The organism is Vibrio campbellii CAIM 519 = NBRC 15631 = ATCC 25920 (genome assembly GCF_002163755.1).
Classification (GTDB): Bacteria; Pseudomonadota; Gammaproteobacteria; order Enterobacterales; family Vibrionaceae; genus Vibrio; species Vibrio campbellii.
The window spans coordinates 1,785,941-1,802,793 of the sequence record NZ_CP015864.1 but is presented as its reverse complement, the minus strand read 5'-3'; the positions used below and the strand labels follow the sequence as shown (position 1 = coordinate 1,802,793).

The window sequence follows — 16,853 nt, the reverse complement described above, 5'->3', positions numbered from 1 at the left end:
CTTACACCTGTAGAATAGGGCTCTCTACAGTTTTAGATTAGAACAACTTACAAGCAAGTTTAGCGCTAATGTTATACCTACTATTGATCTCACCTTTGGTTTAAGTCACTGTTAGTGCAACAATTAATCAATGAGGCGCTAGACCTCGACCAAGGATGTAACATGAGTGTAGCCAGTTTTTTTCGCTTACTTTGTCTCGCTGCTATTTGGGGAGGTTCGTTTCTATTTATGCGAGTCGCCGCCAATTCATTTGGACCCGCTTACTTAATTGAGTTTCGGGTAGCCTTCGCAGCAGTAGCATTATTGTTGATTGCCCTCTACCTCAGAAAGAGAGTAATCTTCTTCAAACACATTAAACACTTTTTCATTATTGGCTTGTTTAATAGTGCCGTACCCTTTCTGCTTTTCGCGTATGCAGCACAAACACTGAATGCATCAACGTTAGCTATTCTCAACTCAACGGCACCGATATGGGGGGCTTTAATTGGCTTTGTTTGGTATCGCAGCCCGTTAAGCGCAAAAGCGATTCTTGGCATGATGATAGGTATTGGCGGTGTCGCCGTTCTTGTTGGCTTAGATTCTTCGACAATTGGCGACGAGGCAATATTCCCTATCGGGGCGAGTTTAATGGCTTCATTCAGCTACGGTATTGCAACCAACTACACCAAGAATGCACGACAAATCCCTGCCTTTGATAATGCTCACGGCAGTATGTGGGCAGCCGTGATTTGGGTACTTCCTTTGCTGCCATTTTTGCCAATGCGGGCAGAACCGAGCACCTTTGAATGGGGCTCTGTGATTACACTCGGTGTGCTATGTACTGGCTTAGCCTACTTACTTTACTTCCACTTAGTCTCTGAAATTGGCCCGACTTCAGCCCTCACGGTCACGTTCCTTGTCCCTGTCTTTGGCATCCTATGGGGCTATTTAATTCTGGGCGAGCCGATCGGCTTCAATACCATCATAGGTACCATTCTGGTGCTGAGTGGAACGATGTTGGTTACAGGCTTCTCCCCTGCCGCCGTGCTTGCTAAGAGAAAGGCAAAGTAGATTCGTTAACCCAACACCACTTCTACACCTTGCTTTCTCAACTGTTCGAGGTCGCTTTTCGGAGCGGCTTCGTCAGTTAACAGCACCGAGATTTCACTCGTTTTACCAATCGAAGATGGGTAGATTTGCCCAAACTTGCTTGAGTCCGTCAGCACGATATTACGGCGCTTTTTCGCAATGATGGTTTCAGCGATTTCTGCGCGCATCATGTCTCGGCTAGTAAAGCCTGTGTCTTGATGGAAACCGTCAATACCCAAGAAAGCCGTGCTGAAGTGAATGTTCTCAATACACAGCTTGGTTAACGGACCAACCAAACTCTCGCCTTGATGTTGATACACACCACCGAGCAAAATGATATTAGCTGAGGTGTTACGGATGAGGTGGGCGATGTACGCCGATGGGGTAATGATGGTGACGTCACCACGTTCAGCCAGCGTGCGAGCCAATAGCGCATTAGCACTTCCGCCTTCGATCAATACGGTTTCGTTTGGTGATACCAAATCTGCCGCTTTGTTGGCTAACGCTTGTTTGATGTCGAAGCGCACTTCAAGTCGCGTATCAATATCGTCACTTTGTAGCGCCGTCGCAGCGCCATGTACACGCCTCAAGTAGCCTTGTTGCTCAAGGCAGTTCAAATCCTGCCTGATGGTCACGCCCGACACGCCAATGATGTCAGAAAGCTCCGTCACTTGAACGCGTTTGCGGTCATTAACCAATTGCAGGATTTCGTTTTGTCTTGAGTTCAAAGGCTCGCTCCTTATAGATGAGCTTGCAGTATACGCCCGAACACTTTCATATGAAAGCAGCCTGTCAACGATAGAAATAAGCTAAGTCGCGTTACACCGTAAGCTCAAGTCGGTTGCCGTCCGGATCTAGCACGCAGCTTTCGTAGTAACCGTCTCCAGTTTGTCTCGAACCGTCGAACCATTGGTAGCCATTATACACTAAGGTTTTGGTTAATTGATCCACTGCCTGCTCTGATCCTAAGGCGAAGGCAAAGTGTGCCAACCCTGTTACCTGCATTGCATGAGATTTGTCACAGGCGGTCACACCTTCCATCGACATCATCTCCAATCGTTCGCCACTTTCAAACGAAAGAAAGTAAGATGAAAACTGCTTAGTTGGGTTGTGGTATTTCTCGTTAGACACCGCGTTAAAGTATTTCTCATAGAAAGCTTTTAGCTCTTCCAAACGTTCAGTCCAAATCGCGATATGTTCAATTTTCATTAGGATTCCCCCTAGCTCTTAACTGCGTTAAATCTAACGAGGAAAAGCAGCACAAAAAAGAGAGCAAACCACCACCGAGTTGTTCCTATTTTATGGTTGGAGTTGTGTTTTAGCGAAAGTGATGCCCATAATGACGCAAAGTTTTTCAGGACAGAATAATGGAAGAGATTTACTTCGCAGGCGGCTGCCTTTGGGGCGTTCAAGAATTTATGCGCCACCTTCCGGGCGTAATTAGCACCGAAGCAGGACGAGCAAATGGCTCAACGGATAACACACAATCCGAATACGATGGCTACGCGGAATGCGTGAAAACCCAATTCGACCCGGAGCAAGTTTCGGTTGAAACTTTGATGGGGTATCTGTTTGAGATCATCGACCCGCACAGTGTAAACAAGCAAGGTGAAGACGTAGGTGAAAAGTACCGTACCGGTGTTTATAGTCAAAACGAACAACACCTAGCGATTGCCAAAGCGTTTATCGCCGCAAGACCAGATGCCGATCAGATCGCCGTAGAAGTGCTGCCACTCACAAACTATGTGCCAAGTGATGATGAGCACCAAGACAGACTCACACGCTTTCCCAATGACTACTGCCATATCCCGTTAGATTTGCTGCACAAGTACAAGAATCCGTCTTAATGGATTAGCCAAATCCAGCGTCACAGCCTCTCCTAGCCTCCCCTTGGCTTTAAATTCGGAGCTTACATTCGCCAATGTGTATCAAGGGGATGAACTAGCTGAGTTCACTATCCGCTCTCCTGCTCGCTTTATGTCTTTTATCAAAGAGATAGAAAATTAAGTTAATAAAAGGACTATTGGAGTAACTTTAGCACAAAGCCTCTTTGTTATAGCAAAATTGAACCATATTTGATTCCCTTCTCGTTTATTTTTAAGCTTCATTATTAATTTCAAAATAAATGGAACATAAGTCACAATACTAATTCCCTTCTAGCTCATTGATATTAATGACTTCTATCACACTTAGCACTCAGTGATACAAAAGTATAGTTATTGGATTTTTTTTACTATTTCAGAAAACCGTAACATTAATTAAATTTGCCTCATTACTTCAGTACCAATGAGTCAAAAAATGATTACAGAACTAACAAACGTCAATTTAATTAAAGGCAACCTTCAAGCAAATAATAAAAAAGAAGTCTTTGAAGAACTAGCGCAAATGCTATTCGAAAATAATCGAATCAGCAGCAAAGAGGCTTTTTTAACCGACATCGAAGCACGTGAAGCATTAAGCGTGACTTCAATGGACGGCATCGCTTACCCACACGCAAAAAGCAAAGCGGTGACAGAGCCTGCAATCGCTGTTGGCGTAAAGCGCGAAGGCATAGAGTATGGCGACGAAGAGGGAGTCAAACCGACCGTATTCTTCATGATTGCTTCACCAGATAACGGAGCCGACCACCATATTTATGTTCTTCAAGAATTATTCGGTAAATTTAGCGAAGAGTTTATTGAAGATATTCACAACGCAAAAGAAGAAAACCAAATACTAAATATTTTAATTAATTCATAAGGCGTGAAATTATGAGTACAATCACAACTCAAGCTAGTAATAATAGCGATTTAAAAAAAAATCCTAAGTACCATGAAAGGTCACCTTTTATTCGGTACTTCTCACATGCTTCCATTTATCGTTGCGGGTGGTGTACTACTGGCGCTGGCGGTAATGGCATCAGGTAAAGGTGCGGTTCCTGCGGACGGTTTATTGGCTGATATTTCTAATATCGGTATTAAAGGTCTGGTGCTGTTCCCAATCATTCTTGGTGGCTTCATCGGTTACTCAATTGCAGACAAACCAGCACTAGCGCCAGCGATGATCTCTTCTGGCATCATGGCTGACATGGGCGGCGGCTTCCTTGGTTGTATCGTAGCGGGCTTCATCGCAGGTGGTGTGGTATTCCAACTTAAGAAGATCCCTCTTTCTGCTAACATGACTGCGTTGGGCGCTTACTTCATCTACCCTCTACTGGGTACGCTTATCTCAGCAGGTATCGTTCTTTGGGGTATCGGTGAGCCAATCAAGATCTTCATGGCGTCTATGAACGAATTCCTAGCTTCTATGGCTGGCGCTTCTAAAGTGGTTCTAGGTACGATTCTTGGCGGTATGACTGCATTCGATATGGGCGGTCCAATCAACAAAGTAGCAACGCTATTCGCTCAAACTCAAGTTGATACTCAACCATGGCTAATGGGTGGTGTTGGTATCGCAATCTGTACGCCTCCTCTAGGTATGGCACTAGCAACATTCCTATTCAAGAAGAAGTTCACTAAGCAAGAGCAAGAAGCGGGTAAAGCAGCAGCAATCATGGGTTCTATCGGTATCTCTGAAGGTGCTATCCCATTCGCAGCAAACGACCCTGTACGCGTTCTTCCTTCAATCGTTGCTGGTGGTATCGTTGGCTGTGTGTTCGGCTTCCTAACAGACGTACTACTACACGCACCATGGGGCGGTCTAATCACGGCACCTGTATCAAGCAACATCCCAATGTACGTTGTGGGCATCGCACTAGGCTCACTAACAACAGCAGTTATCGTTGGCTTCTGGAAACCAGTTGCTGAAGAAGAAGACGAAATCGTTGAAGCAGCACCTGCACAAGCTCAAGCGGCTTCAGCAGCAGGCGAAGGCGAGTACGACATCGTAGCAGTAACATGTTGCCCATCTGGCGTAGCACACACATTCATGGCAGCGAAAGCACTAGAGAAAGCAGGTGCAGCAGCAGGTCTGAAGATCAAAGTAGAAACTCAAGGTCAAAACGGTATCCAGAACCGCATCACTGACCTGGATGTAGCAAACGCGAAGCTGGTTATTCTAGCTCACGATATCCAAGTAAAAGACGCTCACCGCTTTGCAAAAGCAAACGTTGTTGAGTGTTCAACGAAAGAAGCGATGCGTAACGCAGCGACTCTTGTGAAAACTTAAACCTCAAGCTCCTCCCCCTAAGAGCCCTTTCTCCCAAAGGGCTCTGTTTCAAGTTTTTGAGTTTTAGTAATACCCCTGATTTTTTTAATTATATAACCCTTAAATTCACAGGGTTTTAAAAATGAAATTCAAACCTTCCCTACTTGCTTGCGCAGTTCTCAGTGGTCTAGTTGATCTAACAGGCTGTAACAGCGACAACAATTCTTCCTCTTCACTGCCGGGCGATCCAATTGTTGATCTCGCGGTGTTGAAATACGTCGATCCTATGATCGACACAGCAGCTTCAGGTCATACGTTCCCGGGCGCGACGGTACCGGCTGATATGGTTCAACTTTCCCCAGATACTTTCATCGGTTCCAACACAGACCATGAATCTGGTCTTGGCACTCGGCATCTGGCTACTAGGATTCATCCAACTACGAAACTGGCGAAGTGGTTAACACTGACGTTCCGCTGTACGGCTTCTCCCATACTCACCTTTCAGGTACAGGCGCAACGGACCTAGGCGACATCTTGGTTCTGCCATACGCAGACATGGCGAACACACAGCTGAACTCTTTCGACAAAGCCAATGAAGAAGCAAGCGCGGGCTACTACAAAACCAAGCTAAACAACCTATTTACTGCCGATCCAAATGGCGGCGAAGCACACCAAGACATGACAGGCTACATCGGTCAGTACATTCACGGTAACGAGCCTTCGCACCACATTATCTACTTGTACAACCGTGCTGAAGAATCTTACAAGGCGCAGGAATACCTAGACCAAGTTTACGACCAGTTCTACAAACCGACGTCAGACGGCATCATCGGTAACGAAGACGTAGGTCAAATGTCGGCGTGGTACTTGATGTCAGCACTGGGCTTCTACCAAATCTCGCCAACCGATCCAGCCTACAGCATTGGTCGCCCAATCTTCGACAAAGCGACGGTAGACATTGGCTCTGGCACCTTCACGGTAACGGCTGAGAACAACGCCGATGACAATATGTACATCAAGTCTGTCACCATCAATGGCAAAGCTTTGGATAACGGTTTCTTCTTCGACCATCCCGAGTTCAAACCAGGTGGTGAGTTGCACTTCGTGATGACGGGCGAGCAATCTTAAGCGATGAAAGCGCCTCAATAAACCTCTATCACTCTTCCCTCTTCAAAGGTCAGTTCGCAAGCGCTGACCTTTTTTCATAAACAAATCAATCGATGTTCTGACCAATACGCCACAACACGCCACTAGGATCGTGCAAACAGAACTCTCGCAGCTTCCAAGGTTGATCAATCAGTTCCGTCATCTTGGCTCCGAATGACGCCAGATCAACACTCGAAACATGTTCATGCCAACTGGCAACATCTTCCACCAACAAATGCATCATGAAATTATTGCAGTGTTTTGGCTCATGAAAATCTTGCAACAAGAATGAGCAACTGCCCTTGAAGAAGTACGCCACACCACCAAAATCCGAAGGCATCTCAAAACCCAACGCCTGATAAAAACGCTTTGATAGCTCATAATCTTTCGCCGGAACAAAAGATTTAATTTCAACAATATTGAGGTTTTCCATTTCCTAAATTTCCATTATGTAGCACGTATTCAACCACGTTAAATAACTCAGCGCGCCCTGACTAGGGTCTCTCTCTGTTTCTTAGGTGCAAGGCACACACTCCGCCATTTGGTTTTGCAGCCAAAGCACAAATTTTTGTTCCAGTTCAGAGCGTGCTTTGTCTTGAGTCAATAAGACATAGTCATGCCCTGACGGCACAAAACCAAATGGTGCAACAAGACTGCCACGTTCCAGTTCGTCCATCACCAAAGGATAAGAGCCCATCGCCGCGCCTAAGCCGTCGACTGCAGCTTGAATGCAGAAATAGAAATGCGCGAAAGACTGCTCTGCTTTGCCATTCATCGACGCTTCACCAGAGCGCTGCATCCATTCTTGCCAAGCTTCAGGTCTGGTTTGGCTGTGTAATAGCTTCACAGAGTTCAAATCACTTTTCACTTGCTGCCAGTAATCAGGTGAAAACACGGGACCCACCCACTCTTCCACCAGCTTGGTTTTTGGGTAGTGATACAAAGGCTCAAAGTCATCTCGACGAATCGCCATAGCAAGCCCCGTCGAGCCAAGCGTTACAGGTCCTCCCGCAGTAGAAAGACGAACGTCTGCGTCACAACCATCATTAAACGCGGAAAGCCTTGGCATCAACCAACGCATGGTTAACGTTGGCTCACAAGAGACTTCAAGGTATTGATGCTTCTCCTGCACCAGCTTGTTCACGCCAGTCTCCAGCGCTTGGAATGCTTGCTCGGTGTAGCTTTTCAGCACCTCCCCCTCTTTGGTGAGCAACATATTGCGCCCTTGTTTGTAGAACAGAGGTTGAGCCAGATAGGTCTCCAACACTTTGATCTGCTTACTCACTGCGCCATGCGTAATACTGAGCTTATTTGCTGCTTCACTAAAACTCGCAGACGACGCCGCGACATGGAAAACATGGAAGGATTTAAGATGCCTCATCTGTGACTTTTTCTCACACCTAGCAGAATTTGTTTCGATTATAGTCTCCGAACTCTCGACCTACAATTGCCTCATTCATAACAACGAAGAAATAGGAAATACTATGGAGCTTTTCAGCCTTGCCTTATTAGGCATACTCATTGTCATCAGTCCCGGTGCCGATTTCGTATTGGTTCTTAGAAACAGCCTCAACAATGGTAGACGAGCGGGGATTTGGAGTGCCGTAGGCATTAGTCTTGCGATTTCGGTGCACATTACCTATTCCTTGCTTGGAATCAGTTACTTAATCTCACAGAATGAATGGTTGTTCAGCTTGATTCGCTACCTAGGTGCGGCTTATCTGATCTATCTCGGATTGAAAGGGATTTTTAGGGCTGATTCTCAACAGAAGATAGAGGGGGAAACACAACAAAGCATCTCAATTTGGCAGTTCTTTTTCCAAGGCTTTTTGTGCAATGTGCTTAACCCAAAAACCATGTTGTTCTTCTTGAGCATCTTTAGCCAAGTCATTGATCCAAATACAGAATCGCAACACCTTGCTTTGGGTTACGGTGCCTACATGATTGCGCTACACGGGATTTGGTTTTCTATGGTTGCCATCTTATTTACCTCACCACGATTACAGAGCTTATTATTACGCGTGAAACATAGGTTGAATCAGGCTTGTGGCGCTGGCTTATTGGTGTTTGGGGCCATGCTAGGGTTAAAGTCATAACACGCTGAATTACGACATTTCGACTGGTGCCACATCGAAGTTTGATAATCGCACGTATAATCTTCGTCGGAACAATTAAGGGCAATTGACTTGAGGAAAGGCACTCAATGAAAAAACTACTTCCGATTGTATTCACTTGTTTGAGCTTAGCTTTCACCGCACCATCGGTATTTGCTTCTGAACGTGTAGAGCAAGGTTGGCAATGGATTGAGCAAGGCGCAATGATTGTCGATGTGCGCACACCGCAAGAGTTTGCCGATGGTCACTTGGACAAAGCGGTTAACTTCCCGCTTTCAGAGTTAGATAAACACTTTGCTAATGTCGATAAAGATACGCAAATCGTGCTTTACTGCCGAAGTGGTAATCGCTCAGGGCAAGCGTATCAGTACCTACAATCACAAGGGTTTACCAACCTTCATAACGCGGGTGGCTTAGTTGAGATGCAACAATCGAAGTAACGACTAAGTCGCCGTAAAAGCGCGGAAAAGCGCAGCGACCATCGACGCGTTCCTTAAACATGGTGGTCAAACAGAGCGTGACGCGAAAGACATCCGAGGCATCTTTATGGATACGGCGGCGGAGTTAAACAAACAATAGAACTTGGTTCGCCATCGGCCTAAGGCACCGATAGCCCGTTGATGCCTTTTCTATTAGAAAACTCGGGAAATCTTATTGCATGAAAGACGATTAAATCATTCGTTTATTGCAAACTTGGCTTATCAACAGCAATGTTAGAAACAAAATTGCGCGTGCGAGGAAATACAATGGAGGCAGTTAAATAATAGCCAGAACATTAGAGAAACGAGGTCCTCCATGAATCAACTTCCCGACGAAAACCAAAAACGATTTGTTGCCGTAATCAGTAAAAAAGTCGAGGTGGGACGCGCCGTTAACGTATTAGGACACTTGAGCATAAGCCTTGCGAATCAACTTTCTGATGGCGACGCAGTCTATACCGACTATCACGACCTCGACGGCAATGCTCATCCAAATATCTCCCACTATCCGTTTATCGTCCTGAGATCGGATAGCTCCAACAAAATCAGAAAACTTCGCCAAGAAGCACTTGATAAAGGCATCCCCTTCTCCGATTTTACTCACACCATGGTAGAAGGCGGCTCTGAAGTTCAACAGCAAACCACCAAAAACACACCAGAAGCCGAGTTAGAATATTTGGGCATTTGTTTGTTCGGCGAGACTGAAACTCTTCGAGAATTGACCAAGAAGTTCAGCTTATATCGCTAAAAGCGCGTGATACCTTGGTGATCCTCTCATCATTTTTTCATCAAGCTATCTGTACATTGCCACTTTTAGGGTTAGAATCTAGCGCATCTATCAACCAAAAGTGGCAACACTTACAACGAAATTAAGGAGGAATTTATGTCTTTGTGGTGTTCAATCAACCCACGTTTTTATGGCATGAAGGACCGCTCAAGAGTTTCAGATTTCGCGCTGCGATAATCTCGACTTGAGCGAATAATTACCTTTCGACGAAAACACGTCACCCGAGTACTTTCCCTCAAGCTCGAAGAATTATTGTCAGCTATGACAACGGCGTTTTACGCCCAAAATTCTTGAGAACACTATGAGTACTTTTTTAACTGCACAATCATTAACCCTTTCTCACACAGCAACACCAATCTTCAAAGATCTAACGTTTACGATTCATCGTGGCGACAAAATTGGTCTTATCGGTCATAACGGCTGTGGTAAAAGCTCCCTACTCAAACTGCTTAGCGGTCAATTTGAACCAAGCCAAGGCACGGTTGCCAAAGCCAGTTCATGTTTGATGCGTTATGTTGAGCAGCATTTACCTGAATCTTTAAGCACACATTCTGTCTTAGATGCGTTAGCGGAATCCTTATCCGATGATGAGATTTGGCGCGCCGAACTCTTATTGGATGAACTCGGATTTTCAAACACAGAACGACACATGCCGGTTGAGAATTGTAGCGGAGGTCAGCAAATGCGATTCCTGCTTGCACGTGCGATTATCCATCAGCCTGACTTGCTGCTTCTGGATGAGCCCAGTAACCACTTAGACTTGCCATCGCTCCTTTGGTTAGAGCAATTTCTATCAAACTGGAAAGGCTCATTCGTGTTGGTATCTCACGATCAAACCTTACTCGATCGCGTCACCAACACCACTTGGGTCATGCGAGGTCGGTCTCTTCATCATTTCTCTCTGCCTTGTTCTCAAGCGAGACAAGCATTGAAAGAGAAAGATGAAACCGATCAACTTCGCCATGCCAGCGAGCAGAAAGAGATCGACCGAATCGAAAAAAGCGCCAAGCGTTTAGCCACTTGGGGCAAAGTCTACGACAACGAGGATCTTGCTCGAAAAGCCAAGACGATGTTTGCGCGCAAAGAACGTTTAGAGGAAGAACAAACCGAGCTGACAGAAGGCACGCCGTGGGCACTACAGCTTCAAGGTGAATCACTGCCAGCAAATCGACTATTAGAGGTTTTACCTTTCTCGGTAACGCCACCAGACAGTGATTATCACTTGTTTGATATGGCAGAAATACGCGTCAAAAGTGGCGACCGAATTGCCGTTCTAGGCAGTAATGGTTGCGGCAAATCGACGTTGTTGAACCTGCTTTATCATCAGTATGAAGCCATCCAAACCGACCTAAGCAACCAACATGAGAGTGTGACTTTCCACGATCGCTGTCGCTTGGGTTACTACGATCAATCTCTAAGGCAACTCGACGATCATCAATCCATCACGGATGCGTTGCAGTCGTTTGCCAGCATCAGTAGTGAACAGGCAAAACTTTCGGTAATTGGTGCAGGATTTGAGTACGCAAGACACGAGCAGAAAGTCATCAGTCTAAGTGGTGGAGAACGAGCAAGGCTGCTGTTTGTCGGCTTAACCCTCGCTCGTTATCACATGCTGTTTTTAGATGAACCGACCAACCATTTGGATATGGAAGGCAAAGAGGAGTTGATTGAAACTTTGCAAAACTTCGAGGGTGCCGCCTTATTGGTGAGTCACGACCGAAGCCTGATAGAGCAGAGCTGTAATCGATTCTGGTTTATTGAAAATGGCTTACTGACGGAGTATTTAAGCGTGGAAGAAGTGTATCAACGCGTAACTGATACTGCTCCCAAATCAGCCATATCGCATCACTGTAATGAAGTAATATCGATGGAAACAAACACCGCGTCTGATGAACAATCCGAAGAGCAAATGCTGGAAAGACTGTTGGAACTGGAAGGCTTGCTGGAAGCCGATTTAGGGCGGAAACCCAAACATCAAAAACCAGCGATGCAAAAGCAATGGCAGCAAGAGATAGAGGAAATTACGGCGCAGCTATAAAAACAAAGCCGGAGGTAATCTCCGGCTTTCTTTATTAGATTCGAATTAGATCCACTCAATCTCAGGTCCTGCGGGCACAATCCCATTTGGGTTGATGTGCTTGTGCGAGAAGAAGTAATGCTGCTTCATGTAATCAATATCGATTGTGCTGCGAATGCGTTCATCGACAACCAAATCCAGCATGTAACGATACAAGTTTTGGTGCGCCTTTAGGGGCTTTTTGTTGGCTTTGAAGTGCACTTCATACACCGCCTCGAAGCGCACTAATGTTGGCAGCAAGAACAAGTCTGATAGGGTAACGTCTTCACCATGCAAGTAGCGCGACTGCCCCAAACGCTTATCCAGCTGCTCTAGCGCATCAAACAAGGTTTCACTCGCTTGGTCATATTGCGCTTGCGTGGTTGCAAAGCCGACTTGATATACCTTGCCATTCACATTGCTGTGAAGCCATCGATTTAGGCTTTCGAGCTCTTCACGCAATGCGGCTGGTACCAGCTCCACCGGATGTTTTGCCAAAGGCAGCCAACGCGTAGCGAGGTCCATTGCCATTGCGGCTGAATCATTACCCACAATCGCATGGTTTTGCTTATCCCACAGTAAAGGGACGGTTACGCGTCCGGTGTAGTCGCTTTTCGCTTTCGCATACAACGCCGCTAGATTATCCGCGCGGTACAGAGGATCAGGATGTGCACTATCAAACTCCCAACCATTGCTGTAAAGCTTTGCAGCAACGGAAGAGATGGAAATGACCTCATCCAAACCAAGGTACTTGATCACTAAGTAAGGGCGATGGGCAAATGGACAAGCCAACGACATGTACAAGTGATAGCGACCTGCTTCGATCTGACTTGGTAACGCGAATTGATCTTCTGCTGTCAGCTCACTTGCGTCTTTGTTTGGATACCAAACGCCTTGTTCTAATACCGCCATATCTTACCTACCTTTCTTGATTAGCTACCCTGATGAATCACTACTCATGCGAGTATAGATAACTTAAACAGACTTCTCGAAAGACACCATTAGCTCACTCAGTTCCGCTAAGGTCGCAACATCAAATTCGCCACCTTGGAATTTGTCGTAGAAGCCGCCTAGGCTGTATGTGCCTTTTACATCGCCACCCCACCAAGGCATCAACTCAGCCATGGTTTTGATGTTAGTTGCGCCGCCGTTTGCACCTGGAGATGTGCTCACTAGCAGAACCGGTTTCTTGGTGTCACCAAAGAAAGACGTGCCTTGGGGTGCAACACGCGATAGCCAATCAATCGCATTTTTCAGGAATGCTGGCATTGAGCCGTTGTGCTCTGGTGATGCAATGATGATCGCATCGTATTCGTTTAACGTTGCACGCAGTTTGTGTGCGTTTTCTGGGATGCCCTGACCTTCAACGTCCAAGCCGTACATTGGCAATTCAAAGTCATTTAGGTCAATGGTGTTTACTTCTGTTTGTTTAGCTTGGTTTGCCAACGCTTGAACTAAAAGGCTGTGGATTGATTGGCTGTTGTTGCTACCAGTAAATGCGACGATCTTTTTCATAGTGGAATCCTAATTACGTTTGCCCCTACTTATGTCGGGCACTCAGTGAATGAGGTGATATTAATTAACTCCCACCAGTGAATAAACACTATAATAGTGGCTATATAGTTCACCATTAGTGAACAATAAAAACATGAGGAAACTAATGCGTGGATAAGATCAGAGCATTAACCGTATTTCGTCGAGTGGTGGAGCTAGGTAGCTTCGTCGCGGCTGCAGAAGATTTAAACCTCTCAAAAGCCGCAATAAGTAAGAACATCAATGAGTTAGAGAGCTATTTGAAAAGCCCTTTGATTAACCGCACGACGCGTAACTTGCACATTACCGATAATGGTCAGCTCTATTATCAGCAAGTGTGCCAGGTTCTCGATGCTCTCAACAATGCAGACCGCTCAGTGATTGAGTCTTCCCACACCTTAAAGGGCACGCTAAAAATCAGCATGCCGATGTCATTAGGATTGATTGAGCTAAACCCCATCATCTGTGAGTTTATGAAGCTACATCCAGAACTGTCCATCGAAGTGGTGATGAGTGATGAACATATTGATCTAATTGAGCAAGGTGTCGATATTGCCATTCGTGGCGGAGGTGAATTGGGTAACTCTAGCCTACGCTCGCGCAAACTATTGGATATCCGCCGTGTACTTTGCGCTTCACCTCAATACCTTAAAGAATCGCAGCCGTTTCAATCTCCACGTGACGTTATAAACCATCGCCTACTTAGCTATAGCCTCTCTTCAACATCTCGCCGCTGGACATTTCAAAATGGCAGTGAGGTACTGGAAGTTGATCTGCCTGCGAGTGTTTACACCGTCAATAGCGGTTTGGCACTCACCCAAGCGGCATGTGCCGGACATGGGGTTGCGTTGTTGCCAGACTTCTTTGTTGAACCTCAATTAGCTTCAGGTGAATTGGTTGAGATTACCCCTGAGTGGCAGATGGAAAAGCACGCGCTGTATATCGTTTACCCTTACCACAAAGAGCAATCGCAAAAGTTACGAGCCTTTATTGATTATGTCGTAGAGAGCTTCCCAGCGCGATTCAGCCGTCAGTCAGACCCGCAACAGATGTACTCTTCGATTATTAAGCTAGGGTCTTGATAGCGAGGTTTAGCCAAAGAAAAGACAATAAAAAAGCCAAACTGGGTAGTTTGGCTTTTAATCAAAATCATTCTTCTCTTAGACATCAAGCCTACAAGAACAAGAAAATGAAAGTTTATCGACGGCGGTTGTTAAAACGAGCACGATCTGAGCGTTGCTTTGCTGAACGCTCTTTGTGGGCAGATGCTGCCTTCGCTTGTGAAGCCAGGATTGACTCAACCGTCAGTTCCATTGGTTCACGCGGCTCCAATCCATGACGGAAAGTACGTGCACGTGGTGGCAGATTGTACTCGTATTCAGACGCCTTTGGCATGCGCTTGTAACGGTATAGGTAGAAGTTTTCTACACGCTCACGAGCCCATTCAGTTTTCTTCAGGTATTTAACACTGCTTGCGATGCTTGGCTTGGTGTTGAAACAGTTCATACGCATTGCTGTGTCGAGGATTTCCCAACCGTAATGGTCAACAAGCTGCTGCAACATGTCTTCTAATTTAAGACCGTGTAGCGGGTTGTTCTTCTGCAGTTCAATACGTTCTTCGTCGGTCATAAATTCATGGCTCATGAACGGCTCCTTAATTATGGGTAGCGAGCATGGTACTCACTACCTTACCTCTATTAGGTTTAGATTAATTCATCATAGTGAACAAGCCATCAAAGTTCTGTTTAACAGGTATACCTTCTTGGCTTGATCACAATTATATGGCTTAGCTACGTTGGTTACGCGGCACTCAACATTTTTTGCTGATGTGCCATGTACTCTTCGAACGTACCTTGGAAACTCACTAACTGTTTGTCTTTCATATCAATGATCGACGTCGCCAAAGACGATACGAACTCACGGTCATGACTAACGAAGATCAAAGTACCAGTGAAGTCTTTTAATGCGCTGTTAAGTGCTTCGATAGCTTCCATATCCATGTGGTTGGTTGGCTCATCCATGATCAGCACGTTGATGTCTTGCATCATTAGCTTACCAAACAGCAGGCGGTTCTTCTCACCACCCGAGCAGTTTTTCGCCTTTTTGTTGGCATCGTCAGCAGTAAAAAGCAAGCGACCTAGAATGCCTCGCACCATTAGGTCATTGTGCTTCACGGTACGCCACTGCGAGATCCACTCAAAGATGGTCAGATCATTATCAAAATCTGCACTGCTGTCCTGTGGGCAGTAACCAATCGAAGCGTTTTCAGACCATTTTACTACGCCTTGAGTTTGCTCGAGTTCGTTCACTAGACAACGCAGCAAGGTCGTTTTACCCACACCGTTTTCACCAATGATCGCAAGGCGAGTGCCCGCTTCAAGTAACAAATTGCCTTTTTCAAACAACAATTCATCACCAAACGAGTGACCAAGGTCTTGCAGTTCCAACGCTAAGCGATGCAGTTTTTTACCCTCACCGAAATCAATCGATGGGCTAACACGGCTACTTGCTTTCACTTCATCGAGTTGGATTTTTTCCATCTTCTTCGCGCGAGAGCTGGCTTGTTTCGCTTTCGATGCATTCGCACCAAAACGGTTTACGAATTCCTGAAGTTCATTGATTTCAGCGGTTTTCTTCGCGTTAGAAGCCAATAACTGCTCACGACGAAGACCAGATGCTTCAAGGAAGTATTCATAGTTGCCAGGGTAAATACGCAGTTCGCCGTAATCGATATCTGCCATGTGAGTACACACAGAGTTTAAGAAGTGACGGTCGTGCGAGATGATGATCATCGTACACTTACGTTGGTTCAACTCTTCCGCTAGCCAGTTGATGGTGTGAATATCCAAGTTGTTGGTTGGTTCGTCGAGCAGCAAAATATCTGGGTTAGCAAACAGAGCTTGCGCCAAAAGCACACGCAGCTTCCAGCCCGGAGCAACTTGTTGCATCAAACCAAAATGCAGCTCTTCTTCAATACCCGCTTGCAGCAAAATATCGCCAGCACGGCTTTCTGCTGTGTAGCCGTCCATTTCTGCGAACTCGCTTTCCAGCTCTGCGACTTTCATGCCGTCTTCTTCGCTCATTTCAGGTAATGAATAGATGCGGTCACGTTCCTGCTTCACTTCCCAAAGCTTGCGATCGCCCATGATCACAGCGTCAATTACGCTGTATTGCTCGAACGCAAACTGATCTTGGCTCAATACGCCCAGCTTCAGCCCCGGAGTAATAGACACATTGCCTGAGCTTGGCGCTAGTGCTCCACTCAGGATTTTCATAAATGTCGACTTACCACAGCCGTTTGCGCCAATCAGACCATAACGGTTGCCGTTGCCAAATTTAGCAGAGATATTTTCGAACAGTGGCTCGGCACCAAATTGCATGGTGATATTGTTTGTACTAATGATAGCGGCGTCCTCGAAGGAAATTTCTTTTAAATAACAAGTTGTTAATTCACTTTCGAGATACGGTGAGACAAGGGCATATTGAAAGTGGCCGCCATTCTATCTGATTCGTTCAATAGGTGATATAGATCACGCTAATGTTGC

At 45.8% G+C, this 16,853-nt stretch carries 18 protein-coding genes and 2 pseudogenes; 12 read left to right on the top strand and 8 right to left on the bottom strand.

The features are described 5' to 3' along the window. Window positions 1–162 precede the first annotated feature (162 nt). Window positions 163–1,050 carry a DMT family transporter gene (locus A8140_RS24390; protein ID WP_005529615.1) on the top strand — a complete coding sequence of 296 codons (888 nt, stop codon included), beginning with the start codon at window positions 163–165 and terminating at the stop codon, window positions 1,048–1,050. A gap of 5 nt (window positions 1,051–1,055) precedes the next feature. Here the strand turns inward: A8140_RS24390 and A8140_RS24385 are convergent, their stop codons facing one another. Both A8140_RS24385 and A8140_RS24380 read right to left on the bottom strand, forming a co-directional pair. After that, a complete protein-coding gene (locus tag A8140_RS24385; RefSeq protein WP_005529613.1) occupies window positions 1,056–1,796 on the bottom strand; it encodes a DeoR/GlpR family DNA-binding transcription regulator in 741 nt (246 codons plus the stop codon). 91 nt (window positions 1,797–1,887) lie between these two features. Next, a complete protein-coding gene (locus A8140_RS24380) occupies window positions 1,888–2,277 on the bottom strand; it encodes a VOC family protein (protein ID WP_005529610.1) in 390 nt (129 codons plus the stop codon). A 158-nt stretch (window positions 2,278–2,435) separates the two neighbouring features. Here A8140_RS24380 and A8140_RS24375 point away from each other — a divergent pair, with 158 nt between their 5' ends. The 5 genes and pseudogenes from A8140_RS24375 to A8140_RS24360 all read left to right on the top strand — a co-directional run bounded on the left by A8140_RS24375 (window position 2,436) and on the right by A8140_RS24360 (window position 6,321). Next, the gene (locus tag A8140_RS24375) at window positions 2,436–2,915 is read left to right on the top strand and encodes a peptide-methionine (S)-S-oxide reductase (RefSeq protein ID WP_005529608.1); all 480 of its coding nucleotides are present in this window, start codon (window positions 2,436–2,438) and stop codon (window positions 2,913–2,915) included. 451 nt (window positions 2,916–3,366) lie between these two features. Then, window positions 3,367–3,807: a PTS sugar transporter subunit IIA gene (locus A8140_RS24370; RefSeq protein WP_005529606.1), complete on the top strand. Its 441-nt coding sequence runs from the start codon at window positions 3,367–3,369 to the stop codon at window positions 3,805–3,807. Window positions 3,808–3,818: 11 nt separating this feature from the next. Further along, window positions 3,819–5,214: pseudogene (locus A8140_RS24365) on the top strand (PTS fructose transporter subunit IIBC). Between the two features lie 121 nt (window positions 5,215–5,335). Further along, on the top strand, window positions 5,336–5,719 hold the full coding sequence (locus tag A8140_RS26040) for a hypothetical protein (protein WP_414826141.1): 384 nt from the start codon (window positions 5,336–5,338) through the stop codon (window positions 5,717–5,719). Then, complete coding sequence (locus A8140_RS24360; protein WP_032999964.1) at window positions 5,647–6,321, top strand: glycoside hydrolase domain-containing protein; 675 nt, start codon at window positions 5,647–5,649, stop codon at window positions 6,319–6,321. Before A8140_RS26040 ends, A8140_RS24360 begins: the two co-directional genes overlap by 73 nt. Before the next feature lie 85 nt (window positions 6,322–6,406). Here the strand turns inward: A8140_RS24360 and A8140_RS24355 are convergent, their stop codons facing one another. Next, entirely contained in the window at window positions 6,407–6,772 is a 366-nt protein-coding gene (locus A8140_RS24355; RefSeq protein WP_005529602.1) for a VOC family protein, read from the bottom strand. Window positions 6,773–6,853: 81 nt separating this feature from the next. Continuing rightward, window positions 6,854–7,720 carry a LysR family transcriptional regulator gene (locus A8140_RS24350; protein WP_005529600.1) on the bottom strand — a complete coding sequence of 289 codons (867 nt, stop codon included), beginning with the start codon at window positions 7,718–7,720 and terminating at the stop codon, window positions 6,854–6,856. Between the two features lie 103 nt (window positions 7,721–7,823). Between A8140_RS24350 and A8140_RS24345 the strand changes: the two genes are divergently transcribed. The 5 genes and pseudogenes from A8140_RS24345 to A8140_RS24330 all read left to right on the top strand — a co-directional run bounded on the left by A8140_RS24345 (window position 7,824) and on the right by A8140_RS24330 (window position 11,757). Then, a complete protein-coding gene (locus A8140_RS24345; protein WP_005529597.1) occupies window positions 7,824–8,435 on the top strand; it encodes a LysE family translocator in 612 nt (203 codons plus the stop codon). A gap of 107 nt (window positions 8,436–8,542) precedes the next feature. After that, window positions 8,543–8,893, top strand: coding sequence for a rhodanese-like domain-containing protein (locus tag A8140_RS24340; RefSeq protein ID WP_005529595.1), 351 nt, complete (start codon window positions 8,543–8,545; stop codon window positions 8,891–8,893). A 16-nt stretch (window positions 8,894–8,909) separates the two neighbouring features. Then, a pseudogene (locus tag A8140_RS25765) lies at window positions 8,910–9,032 on the top strand (enoyl-CoA hydratase/isomerase family protein); the annotation flags it as partial. A gap of 216 nt (window positions 9,033–9,248) precedes the next feature. Continuing rightward, window positions 9,249–9,680, top strand: a complete 432-nt coding sequence (locus tag A8140_RS24335) for a DUF2000 domain-containing protein (protein ID WP_005529593.1) — start codon at window positions 9,249–9,251, stop codon at window positions 9,678–9,680. A 340-nt stretch (window positions 9,681–10,020) separates the two neighbouring features. Beyond that, a complete protein-coding gene (locus tag A8140_RS24330) occupies window positions 10,021–11,757 on the top strand; it encodes an ABC-F family ATP-binding cassette domain-containing protein (RefSeq protein ID WP_005529591.1) in 1,737 nt (578 codons plus the stop codon). Window positions 11,758–11,802: 45 nt separating this feature from the next. Here A8140_RS24330 and A8140_RS24325 read toward each other — a convergent pair whose 3' ends face one another. Both A8140_RS24325 and A8140_RS24320 read right to left on the bottom strand, forming a co-directional pair. Beyond that, window positions 11,803–12,687: a glutathione S-transferase C-terminal domain-containing protein gene (locus A8140_RS24325; RefSeq protein ID WP_005529588.1), complete on the bottom strand. Its 885-nt coding sequence runs from the start codon at window positions 12,685–12,687 to the stop codon at window positions 11,803–11,805. A gap of 63 nt (window positions 12,688–12,750) precedes the next feature. Beyond that, window positions 12,751–13,290 (bottom strand): NADPH-dependent FMN reductase, encoded by a 540-nt coding sequence (locus A8140_RS24320; protein ID WP_005529586.1) that lies wholly within the window; start codon window positions 13,288–13,290, stop codon window positions 12,751–12,753. Window positions 13,291–13,439: 149 nt separating this feature from the next. Here A8140_RS24320 and A8140_RS24315 point away from each other — a divergent pair, with 149 nt between their 5' ends. Then, a complete protein-coding gene (locus tag A8140_RS24315) occupies window positions 13,440–14,390 on the top strand; it encodes a LysR family transcriptional regulator (protein ID WP_005529584.1) in 951 nt (316 codons plus the stop codon). 115 nt (window positions 14,391–14,505) lie between these two features. Here the strand turns inward: A8140_RS24315 and A8140_RS24310 are convergent, their stop codons facing one another. Together A8140_RS24310 and A8140_RS24305 are read right to left on the bottom strand one after the other, a co-directional pair. Beyond that, window positions 14,506–14,937 carry a VF530 family protein gene (locus tag A8140_RS24310; protein ID WP_005436283.1) on the bottom strand — a complete coding sequence of 144 codons (432 nt, stop codon included), beginning with the start codon at window positions 14,935–14,937 and terminating at the stop codon, window positions 14,506–14,508. A gap of 170 nt (window positions 14,938–15,107) precedes the next feature. Next, a complete protein-coding gene (locus tag A8140_RS24305; RefSeq protein ID WP_080619501.1) occupies window positions 15,108–16,712 on the bottom strand; it encodes an ABC-F family ATPase in 1,605 nt (534 codons plus the stop codon). Between the last annotated feature and the right edge of the window lie 141 nt (window positions 16,713–16,853).

Coding starts and splice junctions, on each gene's coding strand:
- A8140_RS24345 (WP_005529597.1), top strand. CDS start 7,824: ATGGAGCTTTTCAGCCTTGCCTTATTAGGCATACTCATTGTCATCAGT.
- A8140_RS24310 (WP_005436283.1), bottom strand. CDS start 14,937: ATGACCGACGAAGAACGTATTGAACTGCAGAAGAACAACCCGCTACAC.
- A8140_RS24380 (WP_005529610.1), bottom strand. CDS start 2,277: ATGAAAATTGAACATATCGCGATTTGGACTGAACGTTTGGAAGAGCTA.
- A8140_RS24330 (WP_005529591.1), top strand. CDS start 10,021: ATGAGTACTTTTTTAACTGCACAATCATTAACCCTTTCTCACACAGCA.
- A8140_RS24370 (WP_005529606.1), top strand. CDS start 3,367: ATGATTACAGAACTAACAAACGTCAATTTAATTAAAGGCAACCTTCAA.
- A8140_RS24375 (WP_005529608.1), top strand. CDS start 2,436: ATGGAAGAGATTTACTTCGCAGGCGGCTGCCTTTGGGGCGTTCAAGAA.
- A8140_RS26040 (WP_414826141.1), top strand. CDS start 5,336: ATGAAATTCAAACCTTCCCTACTTGCTTGCGCAGTTCTCAGTGGTCTA.
- A8140_RS24325 (WP_005529588.1), bottom strand. CDS start 12,687: ATGGCGGTATTAGAACAAGGCGTTTGGTATCCAAACAAAGACGCAAGT.
- A8140_RS24355 (WP_005529602.1), bottom strand. CDS start 6,772: ATGGAAAACCTCAATATTGTTGAAATTAAATCTTTTGTTCCGGCGAAA.
- A8140_RS24390 (WP_005529615.1), top strand. CDS start 163: ATGAGTGTAGCCAGTTTTTTTCGCTTACTTTGTCTCGCTGCTATTTGG.
- A8140_RS24320 (WP_005529586.1), bottom strand. CDS start 13,290: ATGAAAAAGATCGTCGCATTTACTGGTAGCAACAACAGCCAATCAATC.
- A8140_RS24340 (WP_005529595.1), top strand. CDS start 8,543: ATGAAAAAACTACTTCCGATTGTATTCACTTGTTTGAGCTTAGCTTTC.
- A8140_RS24335 (WP_005529593.1), top strand. CDS start 9,249: ATGAATCAACTTCCCGACGAAAACCAAAAACGATTTGTTGCCGTAATC.
- A8140_RS24350 (WP_005529600.1), bottom strand. CDS start 7,720: ATGAGGCATCTTAAATCCTTCCATGTTTTCCATGTCGCGGCGTCGTCT.